General features: G+C 54.5%; 14 protein-coding genes and 1 tRNA gene. All 15 read right to left on the reverse strand.

The genetic code is table 11. The features are described from left to right. Window positions 1–264: 264 nt before the first annotated feature. The gene (locus ICI42_RS02160; RefSeq protein ID WP_188162892.1) at window positions 265–411 is read right to left on the reverse strand and encodes a hypothetical protein; all 147 of its coding nucleotides are present in this window, start codon (window positions 409–411) and stop codon (window positions 265–267) included. 237 nt (window positions 412–648) lie between these two features. Continuing rightward, window positions 649–1,167: a peptide-methionine (S)-S-oxide reductase MsrA gene (msrA, locus tag ICI42_RS02165; RefSeq protein ID WP_188162893.1), complete on the reverse strand. Its 519-nt coding sequence runs from the start codon at window positions 1,165–1,167 to the stop codon at window positions 649–651. Between the two features lie 114 nt (window positions 1,168–1,281). Next, on the reverse strand, window positions 1,282–1,716 hold the full coding sequence (locus tag ICI42_RS02170) for a pyridoxamine 5'-phosphate oxidase family protein (protein ID WP_188162894.1): 435 nt from the start codon (window positions 1,714–1,716) through the stop codon (window positions 1,282–1,284). Window positions 1,717–1,959: 243 nt separating this feature from the next. Next, window positions 1,960–2,047: transfer RNA gene (locus ICI42_RS02175), tRNA-Gly, on the reverse strand. A 40-nt stretch (window positions 2,048–2,087) separates the two neighbouring features. Then, entirely contained in the window at window positions 2,088–3,371 is a 1,284-nt protein-coding gene (locus tag ICI42_RS24080) for an O-antigen ligase family protein (protein WP_188162895.1), read from the reverse strand. Further along, window positions 3,368–4,543, reverse strand: coding sequence for a tetratricopeptide repeat protein (locus ICI42_RS02185; protein ID WP_188162896.1), 1,176 nt, complete (start codon window positions 4,541–4,543; stop codon window positions 3,368–3,370). The genes ICI42_RS24080 and ICI42_RS02185 overlap by 4 nt, the downstream gene beginning before the upstream one ends. Next, window positions 4,506–6,878 carry a GumC family protein gene (locus ICI42_RS02190; protein ID WP_188162897.1) on the reverse strand — a complete coding sequence of 791 codons (2,373 nt, stop codon included), beginning with the start codon at window positions 6,876–6,878 and terminating at the stop codon, window positions 4,506–4,508. Before ICI42_RS02190 ends, ICI42_RS02185 begins: the two co-directional genes overlap by 38 nt. A gap of 26 nt (window positions 6,879–6,904) precedes the next feature. Continuing rightward, window positions 6,905–7,663, reverse strand: coding sequence for a polysaccharide biosynthesis/export family protein (locus ICI42_RS02195; RefSeq protein ID WP_188162898.1), 759 nt, complete (start codon window positions 7,661–7,663; stop codon window positions 6,905–6,907). Beyond that, a complete protein-coding gene (locus ICI42_RS02200) occupies window positions 7,660–8,466 on the reverse strand; it encodes a tyrosine-protein phosphatase (RefSeq protein WP_188162899.1) in 807 nt (268 codons plus the stop codon). The genes ICI42_RS02195 and ICI42_RS02200 overlap by 4 nt, the downstream gene beginning before the upstream one ends. 109 nt (window positions 8,467–8,575) lie before the next feature. Beyond that, window positions 8,576–9,043: a hypothetical protein gene (locus ICI42_RS02205; RefSeq protein WP_188162900.1), complete on the reverse strand. Its 468-nt coding sequence runs from the start codon at window positions 9,041–9,043 to the stop codon at window positions 8,576–8,578. A 742-nt stretch (window positions 9,044–9,785) separates the two neighbouring features. After that, window positions 9,786–10,658: an FkbM family methyltransferase gene (locus ICI42_RS02210; protein WP_188162901.1), complete on the reverse strand. Its 873-nt coding sequence runs from the start codon at window positions 10,656–10,658 to the stop codon at window positions 9,786–9,788. A gap of 11 nt (window positions 10,659–10,669) precedes the next feature. Then, entirely contained in the window at window positions 10,670–11,791 is a 1,122-nt protein-coding gene (gene gmd / locus ICI42_RS02215; RefSeq protein WP_188162902.1) for a GDP-mannose 4,6-dehydratase, read from the reverse strand. A 141-nt stretch (window positions 11,792–11,932) separates the two neighbouring features. Beyond that, entirely contained in the window at window positions 11,933–13,873 is a 1,941-nt protein-coding gene (locus ICI42_RS02220; RefSeq protein WP_188162903.1) for an acyltransferase family protein, read from the reverse strand. A gap of 325 nt (window positions 13,874–14,198) precedes the next feature. Further along, complete coding sequence (locus tag ICI42_RS02225; RefSeq protein ID WP_188162904.1) at window positions 14,199–15,449, reverse strand: glycosyltransferase; 1,251 nt, start codon at window positions 15,447–15,449, stop codon at window positions 14,199–14,201. After that, window positions 15,446–16,594, reverse strand: a complete 1,149-nt coding sequence (locus ICI42_RS02230) for a polysaccharide pyruvyl transferase family protein (protein WP_188162905.1) — start codon at window positions 16,592–16,594, stop codon at window positions 15,446–15,448. Before ICI42_RS02230 ends, ICI42_RS02225 begins: the two co-directional genes overlap by 4 nt. Between the last annotated feature and the right edge of the window lie 16 nt (window positions 16,595–16,610).

A 16,610-nucleotide genomic window follows, 5' to 3' on the forward strand; every position in this document is an offset into this window, starting at 1 on the left:
GCTAGGCTGAAAAACACTCGGCTTTGGCCGAAGCCACGCGGCTCAACCTTCGCTGTACTGAAAATCGAAGGCATCATTCTTCCCTGTCGCCTGTCGCCGTTAACCGCTTCGCTGCCTATCAGACACAAGAAGCCCTAAGTAATGAGATGTAGAGGGCACAAGGCCGAAGTCAACGGATCGACGGTGTATCACCTCCTCCGATCCCTGCCAGGACAGTCGTTTGCAAGCGGGACTTTAGGCATTGCGATCGGTAGCGCGGAGGAGCTATTCCGGCGCAACGCCTATCGGCGACGACCAGGCCACCAGCTGCGCTGCGACCTCGACCATCTCGTTGAGCGCTGGCGCACGTATCAGGCGCTGACGCGAGAAGGGCTGCAAGGCGAAGCTTGACGCCGCCGATCCCGTCCCCACCTGCCCTGTCGCGCACGAAGCGGATGTGAAAGCGGACCCTGCCGATTTCTGGACGCCAAGCGCTACGAGGTCGACATGAAGCCTGCGATACGGCGCGGGCTAGGAAAATACAAGCAAGGATTGCAGTCGCCCGTGCCAAGCGAAAGCGGATGACCATCAGAATAGGGAATGTGTTGTTTGCGCTCAAAGCAAAACGGCCGCCTCTCAGCGGCCGTCTACAAATGCTATGCGGCGGGCCTAGGCGGAGCGGCGTTCCGCTTCGCGGCGGGGCAGCTTCCAGTTCGGCCGTGGGAAATGACAGGTGTAGCCATTGGGGTAGCGCAGCAGATAGTCCTGATGCTCAGGCTCGGCCTGCCAGAAATCGCCTGCCGGCTCGACTTCGGTCACCACCTTGCCCGGCCAGATGCCAGAGGCGTCGACGTCTGCGATGGTGTCTTCCGCCACGCGCTTCTGCTCGTCGCTGGTATAGTAGATTGCCGAGCGGTAGCTGAGCCCGACATCGTTGCCCTGGCGGTTGCGGGTCGACGGATCGTGAATCTGGAAGAAAAACTCCAGAATGTCGCGATAGCTGATCCGGCTGGGGTCAAACAGGATTTCGATGGCCTCGGCATGGGTGCCGTGGTTGCGGTAGGTGGCGTTGGGTACATCGCCGCCGCTATACCCCACCCTGGTGGAAACCACGCCGGGAAGGCGGCGGACCAGATCCTGCATGCCCCAGAAGCATCCGCCGGCAAGGACTGCGCGTTCTGTCGTCATTTGCGTGCTCCCTAGTTGTGATGGGCCCAATATAGGATGACGGCGTCAACATTTCATCGCCGGCGGTCCGCAAATCGCGTGCCGCCGACAATAGAATTCCCTTACCGGCTACAATCAGATTGCGACCGTGCCGCTATCCTCACCGTCCCAATAGCTGATTTTCGTAGCATGGACCTTGATCAGAGCAATTCCCGGCGTATCGATCCCATCGGGGAACCAGATTTCCAGGTCTTTCACCCAATGCTCTTCGAACTGGGCCTTGTCGCGGATCAGATCGGCGTCGCCTTCGATGGCAATGAAAATGCCTGGGGCTCCGAGCAGGCTTTTCGAGCCGCTGAAGGTCAGAGAGACGCTGTTGTCGCTCTCGATTTCCCGAACCTTCTTGGTGTCCTCATAGGTGAAGAACCAGGTGTCTCCGTCATATTCCACATCGCCATTGTTGCTCATCGGGCGGCTTGCGATTTCGCCGTCCGACGCCTTGGTCGACAGCATGCAGAAATCGATACTGCTCATCTTCTTTGAAAGTTCGCTCAAGGTCATCGATGTCATGGTTGGTCTCGCCGGTTTCCGTGGAAGTCCTGCCGCCCGCTTGCAGTTGAGTTGGAGATTCGGTGAAGGAGCAGCGTCGTGGATCAGTAAGCGGCAAGGGCGAAACTTGTTCCTGCGATCGGCGACAAAACCTTCGATGCCTGGGCATCGGCGCGAGTGCAGCTTTCAAAGCTGAGCGGTGGGTAAAACGAGAAAAGCCACCCGAAGGTGGCCTTTTCTTCAATGCTGCTTCCCGAAGGAAACTGGAGCGGGTGAGGCGATTCGAACGCCCGACCCCAACCTTGGCAAGGTTGCATTAAAGAGCAATAGCCATCCTCAACCCTCAACTCGCGTGATTTCGTCCACACGGCTTAGGACAGGGCTCATAGTTCCTACTCACTCTCAACGATCTCGACAGGCTCGGTCCTCGCTTTGGGCAAGAATGTCCCCGTATAAAACAACACTGCGTTGAAGAACGCGAACGCCATAGCCAGCGCATATGTGCGCAACGGGTAATCGATCAGTGAATGCAGAAGCAGAAAGAGAATCGACAAGTAGGCCACTTTTCGAAATCCGTCCGTGCCATTCCGCCAAATCTGAACGTGAATCACGATAAGATATAACATGATAAGCCCTGCTGCGAGAATACCGCCTTCGAAGACGAGCTGGACATACTCATTGTGAGCATGATTGACGAAGTACTGGAATATCTGCTCCGGCTTTTCGTAGATCTGATAAGCTTTCTCGAAATTTCCGTATCCTATGCCCAGCAGCCAGTTCTGCTTGATACCTTCCCAACTGGTTTGGAGAAATTCGAGCCTCAAATCGTCCAAACCGGCCGTGTTTTCGGATTCAAACCGTGCCCAAACGCCCATGGTGTAGAGTGCAACACCAACAAACACTGCAACCAGCGCACCTATCCCTGCCCGACTCCTCGCCGTTAAAAGCAGCAACGAAGCCACAAAGATCAGCAGGCCAATCACAACACCCGCTCGCGAACCGGCCGACAACAACATCAGCAATACGAATATCAAGCCGACCGCCCCAGCGATCATACGTCCTCTGATGATACTGAAGTATAGTAAGAACGGAATCGCAACAAACAACAAAGCAGAAAAGTGGTTTATATTCGCGAAAAACCCTGCTGTCATATTGTATGAAAGCAAATTATCGATAACGACTTGATCGGAAATCGAGAACTGGATTGCCCCCGCTACAAGATTACAGACTACCCCAGTAAAGAAAAATGGAACCAGGCCTATGATCTGTTTCGAGCGAAGGGAGGTAACAGCGCACGTGAACATGGCGAGCGCGACGAAGACTACCAACGAATGGATGGTATGCCCTACTCCAAGAGAAATAGTGGAAATTGGTGAGTCCGAGCTGCTAATCGCCTGGTCGATTGGCGGCAAGCGAAGCTCAGCAATAAGGGCCCGCGGAAAAGGCACGAGCTGAAGCAGCAAAGCCAGTACAACGACGATCAAAAGCGTAAAAATTGGCGTCGAGATCGAGATGGCCTTATTGCGGGCAAGAACGAATATCGAAGCCAATAAGACCACGACGGAAATCATCGAGTCCGTCAAAAGTCCTGAACGAGTCCCACCCCCGATAATCATTGCGAGAATGAGAGCTCCTCCGAGAACGTATTTCTGGCTTTCCCTGCCCGCTTCACTCACCCCTCGACCCTTTCAATTCTAACGGAGTGAATGATTACTTCGCCGCGATAGAGCGACCGCCAGCTTCCAGCCACAAGATCCGTCATCAGACGGAGTTGCATCACCGGGCAGTTAGAACTCGGGACATTAAAGTTCACGCCGAATTCCCGATCTGAATACTCACCTGCATCGAGAGCCAGTTTGGCTATAGCCATTGGCGAATCGCCGCCGCAAGACAGTTCCCATGCCAAACCCTTCGGTGCAACGAGGCCGGTTGCCGAAGCCGAGACGCCGAGACGATATTCGCCTGGCGGCAGCATCAGCGTCTGATTCAGGCCGACATCCTTTACCGGAGCACCGAGAAATCGAACCCTCGCTCCCTTCGGGCTGCTGCTGCCGTCTGTCGACCAGGTCAACTCCACTCCGGGACGAACAGGCGTCTCCCAATCAAACTTCCGATACAATCGCTGGGGTGAAAGCTCTGAATTGAAGACATAGGTTGCGATCGCTTTTTGACTTGGCGTCAGGGTGAACAGGAAAAAACTGTGAGCTCGTTCGAATTGATGCTGCTTCAACCGGCCGCTGATAACAGCCGCAATCTCGGCCGGATATGGGGGGCGCACCGACAAATCTCCGAGCAATCGTTCAGCAATATCCAGGCTATCAACCCCTGACGCCAGAAAACTGATGAGACTTGTCCGCCACGGCGCATCAGCTTCTAGCCGCTCCACAACAGCGCGATAGGCTTTGTGATCAGCGGAAATTTCTGCAATCACCGGTGCCAGCTCGGCGATACGATCCGGCGACCGACGCAGAATAAGATCCAGACTTTTGACGGAGGCTGCTGCCTGTCCTCGGGATAGGAAAAGAGCTGCCAAACCTTGCGCAGCCAGCAGATCGGTTTTCGACAATGCCTGCGCGGTCTGGAAAGACCGAAGCGCGGCGTCGGTCCGTCCGTTTTGCCTCTCTATCTCACCGCGTAGACTGAAAAGGCGCGACTCAATGGGGCTAAAAGCGAGCGCATCGCCGATCTCGCCCTGGACGACTTCGAACTCGGTAGCACTCAATGGCCCCGACGCCCGGCCCAAGAGAAGCCGCAAACGGGCATCGCCGTTGAAAGGGTCTAAAATCGAAGCAAGCGCCGGGTTGGCGGTTTCAAGAACTCGACCGAGCCCTTGCGAGAAAGCTATCAAGGCGGCTGCGGAAGCCAGCAGAAGCACGGGCCATAAGAGACGGCCTGCCTTTTGCCGCTCGCTCAGGTGTAGCATCGGAAGAGGCCCCCAGCTTCGGCGTCTCCGCGCCATATGTGTAATACTGATAGTTCATGTATTTATAGGCATAGTTGTAATCGAACTTGCTGACCGAGAACTTTGAAACCACGACCCCGACGATATTGGCTCCGGAGGACCGGAGGCGTCTGACCGCCGCCTTCGCCGATTTTCGCGTCACTTGATTGTTAGAAACCACCATCAAAACACCATCGGCCAGACGACCGAGAATGGGCGCATCGGACAAGCCGACCACCGGCGGGGCATCAATGATAATCATGTCGAAACGCTTGGCTAGACTTGCCAGCGCCTGGGCCATGCGATGCGACGCCAATAAATCCGCGGGATTCGGCGGGATGGTGCCGGATGTCAGAACAGTCACATTCGGATATTTGGTTTTTCGGAACAGGTTCGGTACGTCTTCCCGACGAACTGTGCTGGTTAAAAGGTTGCTCAACCCAATCGTGTTGCTGAGGCCAAAAAGCCGATGCACGTTGGGCCTTCGCAGATCGCCGTCGATAATCAAAACTTGCGTGCCAAGGGTTGCGAAGTCTCGCCCCAACTTGAAAGCAGTCGTCGACTTGCCTTCAGCAGCCTCTGCGCTTGTCACCAGAAGTATCTTGGGTGCTCCGTCGGCTCCCGAAAACTGCAAGGCAGTACGCAGAGATCGATGTGCCTCCGAAAGCCCAGACTTTTGGTCGGACAGGCTCTCAGCCAATTGTTTGTCGTCGACCATCGGCAGAATGCCAAGCACGGAAGTTCCCAGCTCTTTTTCTACCTGTTCCGGATTGGTGAATGAGTTGTTCAACAGCTCAAGAATATAAATGATGACGACGCATAAAGCAGCAAAGAGCGCCAGCGCTCCAGCAATATTGAAAAGCTTCCGTGGCGAGAAAGGTGCGCCGGGCAGCGTAGCCGGATCGATGATTGAAGCAGTTCGCGTCTTTAGTTCAGAGCTGACGCCGATATCGTTTAATTTGGCAATCAAGCTTTCATACTGAGATCGATTGGAGTCGACTTCGCGCTTTAGGATGGTGTATTTGATATTTTTATCGTTATATTCTAATTGCTGCGCTTCAAGCTCCGTCAGCTTGGCGCGTAGGTTGGCCTCTTTCTCGATCTTTTCTTGATGTTGAAGTCTGATGGACCCGAGAATCGTCATCGCACCGGCGTTGATTTGCTTCTTCAATTCGCGAATGCGCGCAGACAGCTGCTGCATTTCGGGAAAGCCCGGCTTAAACATGGAGAGCTTCTGTTGGTACTCGCCCTCCAACTCGGCGACCTTGGCCTGAAGATCCTGTAGTGGTTTGCTGCCAAGGACCTGCTCCAGGCTTTCGCCACGACCTGCGTCGATTTGTTGGACAAGGCGGCCGACATCCAGGCGCTCTTGGATTGCCTCGGTCAGCGCTTTATTGATGTCTACGATGTTCGAGGTGATTAGAGGTTTGTCCGCTTCGTTAACGCTCAGGCCCACCTGCTTTGCGTAGGCGACCAGCTCCTCCTCGGAGGCTTGAAGCTTTTGTTTCGTCTGAGCGACCTGTTCCTGAATGAATTGACGCGCCAAATCCGATGTTTCGCCGGTCTGATCAATCCGCGAATCGATGAAACTTTGGGCAAGCTGGTTTGCGACGTCGCGAGCATATTCCGGACGTTGGTCCCGAAACGTGATGGAAAGCAGACTCGTATTTGGCACAAGTTGCACGGCCAAATCACCGCGAACTCGACCTATTGCAATCTGTTCGCGCTGCTCCGGGCTGATGTCTTCCAGCAAAGGCTGGCCTCGAATGCCAAAGGCCCGATATACGATATTCGAGACTGAAAAATCGGGTTTGGGAAAAAGGAAATCGGCTTTTTCCGTCAAGCCAAGCTGGAAAACAACGCGTTGGGCAAGGGCTCGGCTAAGCAGTTTTTCGCGAGCAGTAAGGAAGGCCCGCACGTCGCTCGCCTCCGAAACAACTTCCATGTCCTGAAACACCTTGGCCGAAGGCACCAGAACCTCAAGCGTCGCTGTAGCTTGATATTTTGGCGTCTGCATGAAGGTGAGAATAACGCCGGAAACCAATCCTGCCGCCAGCGAAATGACGATCAACCAGCGATACTGAACGACGTAGAAAAGCAGCTTGAGCGGATCTAAGCCACGCGTGTCCTCTTCCGGCTCAAGTCCATAACCGCCATAGTACTGTGTACGATCGTTATGAAAATCGGCGAGCTGCTGACCACTAGGCGATGATAAGGCGTGCTGTCTGTTTCTATCCAACATTTAGTTCATCCGCCCATCATAAAACGCTAGAAAACAGCCAAGCGAGCCGCGCTCGAAGCGACGCCGAGCGCTTCCTTCAAGTTTTGGACAGCCACCTTGCTTGACGACGGGAACACGACAATGACATCGCCGCCGTATATCCGAGGGTTTGGGGCGCCACCCTGTCTGATCGCCTTGACATTGTAGTTCGCAACCAATTTCTGCCCATTGCTATCTCGATAAACGAAAACCTTCGTCTCGTCTGCAACGGGCCTAAATCCGCCTGCTAGCGCCACAACATCCAACAGCGTGGCCGTGCTGGACACCGGAACGATGCCGGCCTTCGCAACCTCACCGTCAATTGTAACCCTTTGGCCGGCAGAGTCCTTAACGAAGACAGTCACATCCGGATTTTGCAGATATTTGGCGCCGTATGCGGATTTCACTTCGTGCTCGAATTGCCGTACTGACTTGCCGGCTGCGGTAACTGTACCAATAAGTGCGAGAGACACGCGTCCGTTGGCGTCGATCTGTACAGTTCTATCCAGATTGTCGACCTGAAAGAAATCCAGCTCCAGAACATCTCCGGGAGAAAGCGGCTGATCGTCGCCATCGCCGGTTTGTGACGGCGCCGGCAAAGACGAGACGATGCGAAGCGCCCCATCACCTGCACCAGCAGCCGAAGTCGGCTGAAGCGCTTGGACCCCGGTGGGCCCTGCCGTCGGCGAAGACGTGCTGGAGCAATTTTGGAGCACCAGCATCGCCAACGAACATGCACCCGCAACTATCGCGCCAGAACGTGTCATGAGAGCCCTCCACCCATCAACCGCTTAAGCAGGCCAGTCTTCTTTTCCGCAAGGTATTTAGCGGGTTTTTCCATGTTTCCTGCCGGGCTCAAATATTCGTTCAACAGAATAGACCTCGGTCGTGAAAGCACCATTCGGTCGCTTTCTTCACGTCCGAGCTTTCGTTCCAGCAATTCGCGCGCTTTCGACAAATTCGGCGAACGTATTCGTGGCCCATGGCAATCGCTGGCAATGATATCCACCCGTCCTTCGTCAAGCAATCGTCCGCAATAGTATGTAGCCAACGGGCCAAAATTGCCGACGATGGAATCGGCCGTGAGTTGTATCAAGCATCCTAGCCGATTTAAGTTCTCGATAACTACGTAATTCTCTGCAATCCACCCCAGTCGTTCTGGATGAGTTATAATGGGGACGAAATGCGCTTGAATAAGACGCGCTGCAAGCTCCTCGATTCTTGGCGGCAACACGTGATGCGGCGGCTCAAAAAGGAAATAGCGACTGCCGTTCAGCGTCGGTATCGTGCCCCGAGAAATTTTCTCGACCAGGTCCGGAGCAATGTGAACGTCCGCACCGGTAAAGAGCTGCAGCGATACATTGGCTGCATCCAACGCCCGTTGCAGCAGCGAAACCTGCCGTTTAATAATATGCGCATCGTTTGCGTACAAGCCAGAGACGATGTGGGGCGTGCAGGCCATATGCGTGATGCCGTCTGCAACCGCTACCCTGGCCATTTCGACAGATGTTGCAAGATCGGGCGAACCATCGTCCAGCCCCGGCAAGATATGCGAATGCAAATCGATCATTGGGCCAAGCCAACTATGACATTATGCATCGCGCCAGCCGGTGCAATACCGTTCCAGGAATGCAAACGCCCGCGAAAAGCGGATATTTCGAAGCAGCCAATCGCTTTGATCAGCAACCCGAAACGCAGGCTGCGTCTCTGTCACCAGCCATAAGCGCCGCGGCACCAGCGCCCGCTGCGGCGCCCAAGAAGAGGATTTCAGGGGCCCCAAGGGATGCGGCTGATTCCTCACCCAACACTCGGAAGCATATCTGCTGCCCTTGAACAACGGTTGCGCTGGAATTAGCGCCGAGCTTGATGGCGCATTTTCCACCAACCAGCAAACTGGCAGACGAATTGTTTCCGGTAATCACTCGGTCGTTCAGCGAGATGGGTGCGTTTTTCCCGGCATCGACAAAGCTTGCTTTTTGCGAAACCATGACGCTTCCAGACACTGCTGAGATGGACGCTTGGGTGCCATTAAATTCCGCCGGCGTCATAGGGCAGGCACATTCGCTGATCACCTGCTCCTCTGCCCACGCTATGGACGGCGCAGTGCCGCCAAGCACCAGGAGCGACACTCCAAAGAGGTAGTTCATCGCGATTTTCACTGGCGGCCCCCAGATGTCTCTGATGCATGATCGCATATCGCAATTTGGGGGATAGGCCAAGCCACAAATTTCATCTCAGGATGTAAAAGCCGCCACATGTGCAAACATAGTGGTGAAAGTCGTGAATATTACGTGGCAGATTCTTAAACATCAGTGACGGCGACCAGCTCCTCAACGGTGCGTTGTGCATTTTTGATCAGATTACGCAGAAATCGATACAAAACCCCTATTTCCAGACAAAAAGATACTGCTGACATTGGGCTTGTAACCCTTTAGCCCCAGGCACGGTAAATCCCGCCCGATTGGTGAGGCAAGTCACACAAGATATTCAACCCGGCAAGTTCTGCCGCGAGGTCGGTACCGTCCTCCAGTCGACATTGCACGACCGGCACATTCGCAAATGTAGCGGCTGTGCGGCCGTCGCAAGGCGTACCGAGCCCAACCGGGTTGCATGATAAGGTCCGACCCTGAAAATGCGCCTTGGCGGCATCGAGACTCTTGATCGCGAGTTTGCCATTTATCGGCGTCAAGGGCTTTTGCGCCATCGGCGGCTGTGTCGCCACCCCATCTCGGTATCGGAGCGCGATGGAGAGCATCGCTGTCACCGCTGCAAATGCCAAGATCGACGCCACAGCTATGGTTTTCGCCCTCTTCGATATGACCGGGAAACCCTTAGGTTCGCACTTCTAAACAGGGAAGGAGAATCTAATACAGAAATGCATCATCCTGTTCAGAAGAATCCATTCACCAACTTGTATCTTTCAGCGGTTTTCAGTCGTTGCTTGACGAAGCCAATATCCCTTAAAAAGATAGTATTGTGATCAGATGCCCCAGCGGTCAGCTCACTGCTGATGGGATCGTAGCTATACGGGGCGAAGCCGCTCGCCTTGAGGATGGAGAATACACGGGATTCCCCTGATTTGCCGTACCTCATGCCGCTTTGGTTCGTTTCCACGATGATCGCGACCAACGTGGATGATTTCAAAGTATTGGGCATACCTTCGAGAACCTCAGCCTCCCAGCCCTCAACATCGATTTTTATCAACCGCGGCTCAGATCCCTCTAAAACATCATCCAGGCGACGAACGACAACGTCGACGATGGATACACCAACGCCTGCAGTCACGATGTGATTGGTGGTGTCCCGTCCCTTTGTAAACTTCAGCTGCTCTTCTTTTGCACCCAAGCCGAAATTAAAACTTGAAATGCGATGCTGAAGATCGTTCGCCAGAACGTTGCGAATGAGCTTTGGATAGGTCTCTTCCGCAGGTTCGAAAGCAAATGTTTTCGCCCCTACCGCACCAGATGCAAGAATACTATAACTTCCTATATTCGCTCCGACGTCCACGAATATATCTTCGCGCCTTAACAAACGAAGCGCAAATCCCATATCAGCTTCTTCATGCAATCCGCAGTACCAATTTCCGGTCGCTCCAGTCATCCCTCGTTCCATGACCAACACGGTGTCGTTCACAAACGGGATATAGTGTGGAACTGCCATTAAGCGGGTTGAAATCTGCCAACGAACGAACCGTAACAACGCGGACCAACGGCCATTTTTGTTGAGGGGATGGTTCCAGATATAGCCTAGCGTTCCAAGCATCTGTGTTGCCCTTAGCCTTCTACCGAGAACGGCAGGTTCAACCCGTGCTCTTTCAACAACGCGTGGCGGCGCGCCGTCTTGAAATCCTCCGCGACCATCTCGGCGCACATCTCGCGCGCCGTGATTTGGGGCTCCCATCCCAGTTTCTCTTTCGCCTTCGACGGATCGCCAAGCAGCGACTCGACTTCGGCCGGGCGGAAGTAGCGCGGATCGATCCGCATCACGACATCCCCTACTTTCAGTCCTGGGGCCTTGTCGCTCGTTATAGCCGCGACAGTAGCGACTTCATCCACGCCGGTTCCGCGAAACTCCAAGTCAAGGCCCAACTCCGCTGCCGCCCAGCGAATAAATTCGCGCACCGAGTATTGCTTGCCGGTCGCGATAACAAAATCGTCGGGATGTTCTTGTTGCAACATCATCCACTGCATCCGGACATAGTCTTTAGCGTGCCCCCAATCGCGCAAACTGTCTATATTTCCCATATAGATGCACGTTTCGAGCCCTTGGGCGATATGAGCCAGCCCTCGTGTGATCTTACGCGTCACAAAGGTTTCACCGCGACGTGGGCTTTCATGGTTAAAAAGGATGCCGTTACACGCGAAAAGCCCATAAGCTTCGCGATAGTTGATGGTGATCCAGTAGGAATAGAGCTTTGCCACGGCGTAGGGCGAGCGCGGATGAAAGGGCGTGGTTTCGTTCTGCGGCGTCTCCTGCACGAGGCCATAAAGCTCCGAGGTCGACGCCTGATAGAAGCGCGTTTTTTTCTCCAGCCCGAGAAATCGAATTGCCTCCAAGAGACGCAATGTACCCATGGCGTCAACGTCCGCCGTATATTCCGGCGCCTCAAAACTCACAGCAACATGGGATTGGGCACCCAGATTATACACTTCGTCAGGTTGAACCTGAGAGAGAATGCGGGTCAGATTCGAAGAATCCGTCAAGTCGCCATAGTGTAACTTGATACGCGCGTTGTCGACGTGGGGATCTTCGTAAATATGATCGATCCTTTGCGTGTTGAAAAGCGAGGCACGCCGCTTAATTCCATGCACCTCGTAGCCGTTCGCGAGCAGCAGTTCGGCCAGATAGGAACCGTCCTGCCCTGTGATTCCTGTAATTAGCGCCCGTTTTGACACGCGTGGTCTCCCGTTCTGGTTGTCCGGATGGTTTGGTGCCGTTCTGTGCACCTGATATGAATGAGGGGAGATAACTGGCCTGCGCTTCTTGTTGTCGAAAACCAATCGCTTAAAATGATGATTTCACTAGGCAATAACCGCTCAGCGAAACTGCAGGAGTCCTCGCTCTCGAATGAAATCGGCTCCCGCGACGCTAATGTGCCCGGCGTCCCGAAACAATATGACGCCATCGCGCGTCGGATCGCAGGTTGTTTCGTCGCAAAAGATGTCAAAGATATCGACCACGGTTACACCCTCAAGCGAACGAAGACGATCGAGCAAGCGCCGGGCCTCCGCCCTGTAGGTCTCGGCGGCGCTGCGGGAAAAACGACAATCCTCTCGAACGCCGCCGACGATCAGCCCCACCTCTCGCCTTTCGACACATGCGGAAAGATCGACAAGAGTTGTGGGCGTCGGCCCAACGACGATAACCTTTTTGCCGCTTTCAACGAGTTTTGTCAGTGTATTAACGAAGTGGGCAGTCCCAAGTTCGAACTTCATCGGGCGCAACGAAAGGTGACCCTGCTCATCAACGAGACCAGCAAGCGTCGCTTTTCCCAGGATTTGTGAAAAGGTGCTGGAAATAATAACCGTCTTTACTTCTTCGTGCGACAATAGAAAATTATATACCTGATTGTTGAACCGAACACATCTTTCAGCCCAGGAACGATCTTGATAGCTTCCATGCTCAATCTGGGCGATACCGACAGCAGGAGCACAACTGGACATCGTTGCTTGTTGTATTGGATCGAAATGCGCCGGAAGTGCGCGAGCTATATGCATCGCAAAACTGTCGCCCCAAAGCAGCGTACTCGGATTCTCACCCGTTCGACATGTTTGAGCGTCGCGGAAGCCTTTTTCATCCTCACAAGATCGATCCAAACCGTAGTTTGGCTGAAACAACGTCGCATAATCACGAGGACCGATGCGCAAATCAGACAGAGAAACGGCGAGAACCCATACCGCGACCGTCGCCGCGATGAACCCGCCAGCGACCGGCCAACGGAATCCGTTAAATCGCATCATGTGAAGGGGACGCTCAATACCCCGGTGCAGCGCAACGGCGAGAATGACCGATACGCCCAACAACACCAAGCGTGTGGGCAGCGGTATCTCTTGCCCAATATAAGCATTTTCTGCGAATGCAAAAAGCGGCCAGTGTACCAAGTAGAGCGAGTAGGAAAGGCCCCCTAGCCAATAACCCGTTGCAGAGATGGGATCGTGCTTGTTGAGAAATGACGGTCGTCCGGCGATCAGCACAGCGGTGCAGAGCGCAACAAAAAACGCATCGACACTTGGGTGCGGGAAGCCGAGCGCCTGGCCCGGCGTCGCTATCGGAACCGCCAGAAGGATCAACAGCGCCACAGGACCCACCCGGGTAACGACTGCGCGCGTTTTCGGCGTCAGATGGTGTTCGCCCAAGGCAACGACCGCCCCAATTATAAGCTCCCACGCACGGGTGGGAAGCAGATAGAACGTGGCAACCGGACTGCGCGTAACCAGAAAGAAGCAGGCTGCAATGCTGAGCGCCAGGCCGGCGAGCATCATGGGCATCCAAAAGCGTCGCGGCGCCAGAACCATCGCAACCGGCGCTATTAAATAGAATTGCTCCTCCAGCGAAAGTGACCAGACATGCAACTGCACGTTCTGCTTCGCAGCGGCGCTGAAGTAATCAGTGGTTTGCCAGAGTTCGATGTTGGCGGTGAATGTCAGGGCACCGAACAGAGTGTCGAGGTAGCGCTGCATCTCCGCGTCTGTTAGCAGCCAGAGCGCAGCTATGCCCGTCACCGCATAGACGGTTAGTGCTGCCGGTAGCAGGCGCTTAGCCCGATTGAGGAAAAATACCGGAATGCTGAAGGTTCTCGCCGTCAGGCTGCGCGCGATCATGCGCGTGATGAGATAGCCCGAAATTACGAGAAATATATCCACCCCAAGAAAGCCGCCGGGGAAGCCTGGCAGGCCCGCATGAAAAAGCACCACCATACCGATGGCGAGGGCGCGTAAGATTTGGATGTCCGTACGCAAGTCCCGCGTCTTTTTCATGCGCGGCCGCTCCGATCCGTTTGCATCTATCATCGCAAGGTGAAAATTACAGCTACTCGGTTGTGACTGTGACGGACAGCAGGCCGTATACACCCAGGCACGGATCGGACCTGGCGCGCCCATAGACCGACCCGGATGAAGTCTTTGTCGTCATACAGGTCGACAATTTCGGTTTACTGGATCTCGACTGGGGCCCGGCGCTGGGGAGGCCGCCGGCCTGTGTCGGTCAATCGGATCGGTTCCAAGCGCGTGCGGGATCCAGATCGTCGGCGGGAGGTTGCTCCCCTCAAGGGATGCGTTCGGATCAACACTCTTTTGCGCGGGGTTAGTGTACACCGAGGCTTCTGGCCAGACGTCCGATCTGCCCGACGATCTCGGAAGGGCTTACGATTGTCCGCATGTCTTCAAGACCAGAATAAGAGATACGATCTGCTTTCCAGTCCAATACCAATTTTTCCAGCCCAACTACTATGGAGGTCGGTTCATCGACATTGCAGAAGTACCCGAGCTTGAAACGATCATTCATCTCTCTAGAGACACCTTGTTCAGGCGAAATGAAAAGGATCGGACGACCGACCTCGCAATAGTCGACAATCTTGCTTGGAAAGAATATTCCATTTTCCACCGATGCTTCTATGAGCAAGAGCGCATCCGACTCCTCCATTTGCTGGAAACAGGCTTGAAACGATAAGTTTGGCAAAAACGTCACGACTTTTGACAATTGCAACTTCTCGACTTCTGCCTTTATGCCGTCGTCAATCTTCCCGATTAGCTCAAGTTCGAACCTGATTTCCGTGTGGCGATTGGCAACCTCAGCTAAAGCACGAAGGAAGCCTCTCGGATTTCGTTCAACTGAAAGATTGCCCGCGTGGCTGATACGAAACCGGTCCTTTTTTCCAGTTGGTGCGTGGCCCCTAAAGCCTAGTCCAATATGCGGCACGACATGCATGCGCTTGGGGTCGGAGATGAGCAAAGGCTCAGCCAAGTAACGCATCAGCCGCTCTGATGGAAATGTGTTGAGATCGGCGACAGCCGCTGCCTCGCTTAGATAGCGCTCTGTAAAAAAACGCCGGAGTGGCGAGATGGGATAGTTATACGGAGCTGGAAATAGATGCGGTGGCGGGTCGTTCCAATTTGCAATCCATGGCACGCCAGCGGCGCGCTTGACGATCAGGCCTGGAAGATGGGCGATGCACGACGTTGATCGGGTCAACATCAGGTCGAACGGCCTAACAGCATGGATTTCAAGCGCTGCACGAGCGACCTTCGCTGCCCAGATCGCGCCGGGAACGGGATGCCGTCCCGTTGCAATCGCCCAGGCGGCTCGCCCGATCTTTTTCAGGCTGCCATGGTTTCCCGCGGCTGGGATTTGCCGCACGATAGGACGAAGTGGCTGCCATGGGCTTTCCCACGTGTCCGTGTAGCCAAAATCAGAGACTGCTGAAGCGGAAAACACGGTTACTTCCCAGCCTTCATCGAGCATTGCCAGGGCAAGCTTGCTGTTGACCAACGCCTCCGAAAAGAAATTGGGTGCGAAGGAAGGCGCGAACATCAGAACATTGGGCTTTTTTTTCACTGACCTTTCTCACTCTCCAGAAAGGTCGCGAGAGCTTGTTCACCCCGACGCGCGTTCATGCATTGACGGCTCAAGGCCCGCTCCAATGCAGGTGCTGTTTGTTCTCGATGCGCGAGAAGGGCTTCTGCAAGCGTGCACAAATGATCCGCATCAACCGATGGAGAAACAGCAAAAGCCGCAAGTTCTGGCACGACCGTACGCAGGTTACGCAGCTTCGGTTCGATTTCAATTGCGATGAACGGTGTTCGTGAAAGCAAAGAAAAAATAGCGCCATGAAAGCGGGACGTGATCACTAAGTCCTGGTTGCCGATCACCTCCCAGAATCGTTCAAGTTTATCTTCCTCCGCGTTCCAGACGTGTACCTCTTCGTTGGCAGCTGCCATTTCGCTCAGGTACATTTCATCATGCGGCGACAGCGCCAAGAATTGAACCTTATGCCCTAAGGTTCTCAACTTTTGTGCTGCCGCAATCTGGCGTTGGAAAAACCGGGCATCCAGAGTCCCCCAATCGCGCAAGATGATTCCAACGCGACTTGCCTGCCCTCCGGTCTGGCGCCGATCGCGCGGACGATGCACCATCCCCGCAAAGGCATCGGTGAAGCAAAGGTCTGCTGAGACGACGAGGTTCTCCACCCCATTGCTGCGGCAGAACTCTTCAGACAGGGCATCTCGAACCCAAACGAAAGCCATACGGCGCAGCAAGGCAGCGGCGACTTCGGCAGAGGCGGCATCGTTGAATGGACCGACTCCTATGCCAATGGCAATTTTAGGGACGTGCTGCAAACGCGCGCGCCTCATCCGAGTTCGGATCGAAGATACAACCGACGATGGCGACAGTAGCTTTTGCACGAGCACTTTCCGGCGTGGCTGAAGAGGGTCGGGGACGGTGTCCGTGCTGTTGAAGGAGAAGAACTGGGTGCCACCGCCATACACGATCAAATTCGGCGAGCCAGTCACATTCTTTTCTGATCGGAGTCCCGATAGACGAGCATCTTTGTAGGCGATATTCCCACGAACGCTCAGTGGCTGCGCTTGGCCTTTGAACAGCGCAGCGCAGGCGACTAGAAGGGCGTCGTCGCCGAAATTGCCTTCGTGGTAGTTGCCTAGGAGACTCACGTGGTTCGCGCTGATCTGCACTGCTGTCATCTACGGACCTGTGAAA

The organism is Oryzicola mucosus (genome assembly GCF_014534685.1).
Lineage (GTDB): Bacteria > Pseudomonadota > Alphaproteobacteria > Rhizobiales > Rhizobiaceae > Oryzicola > Oryzicola mucosus.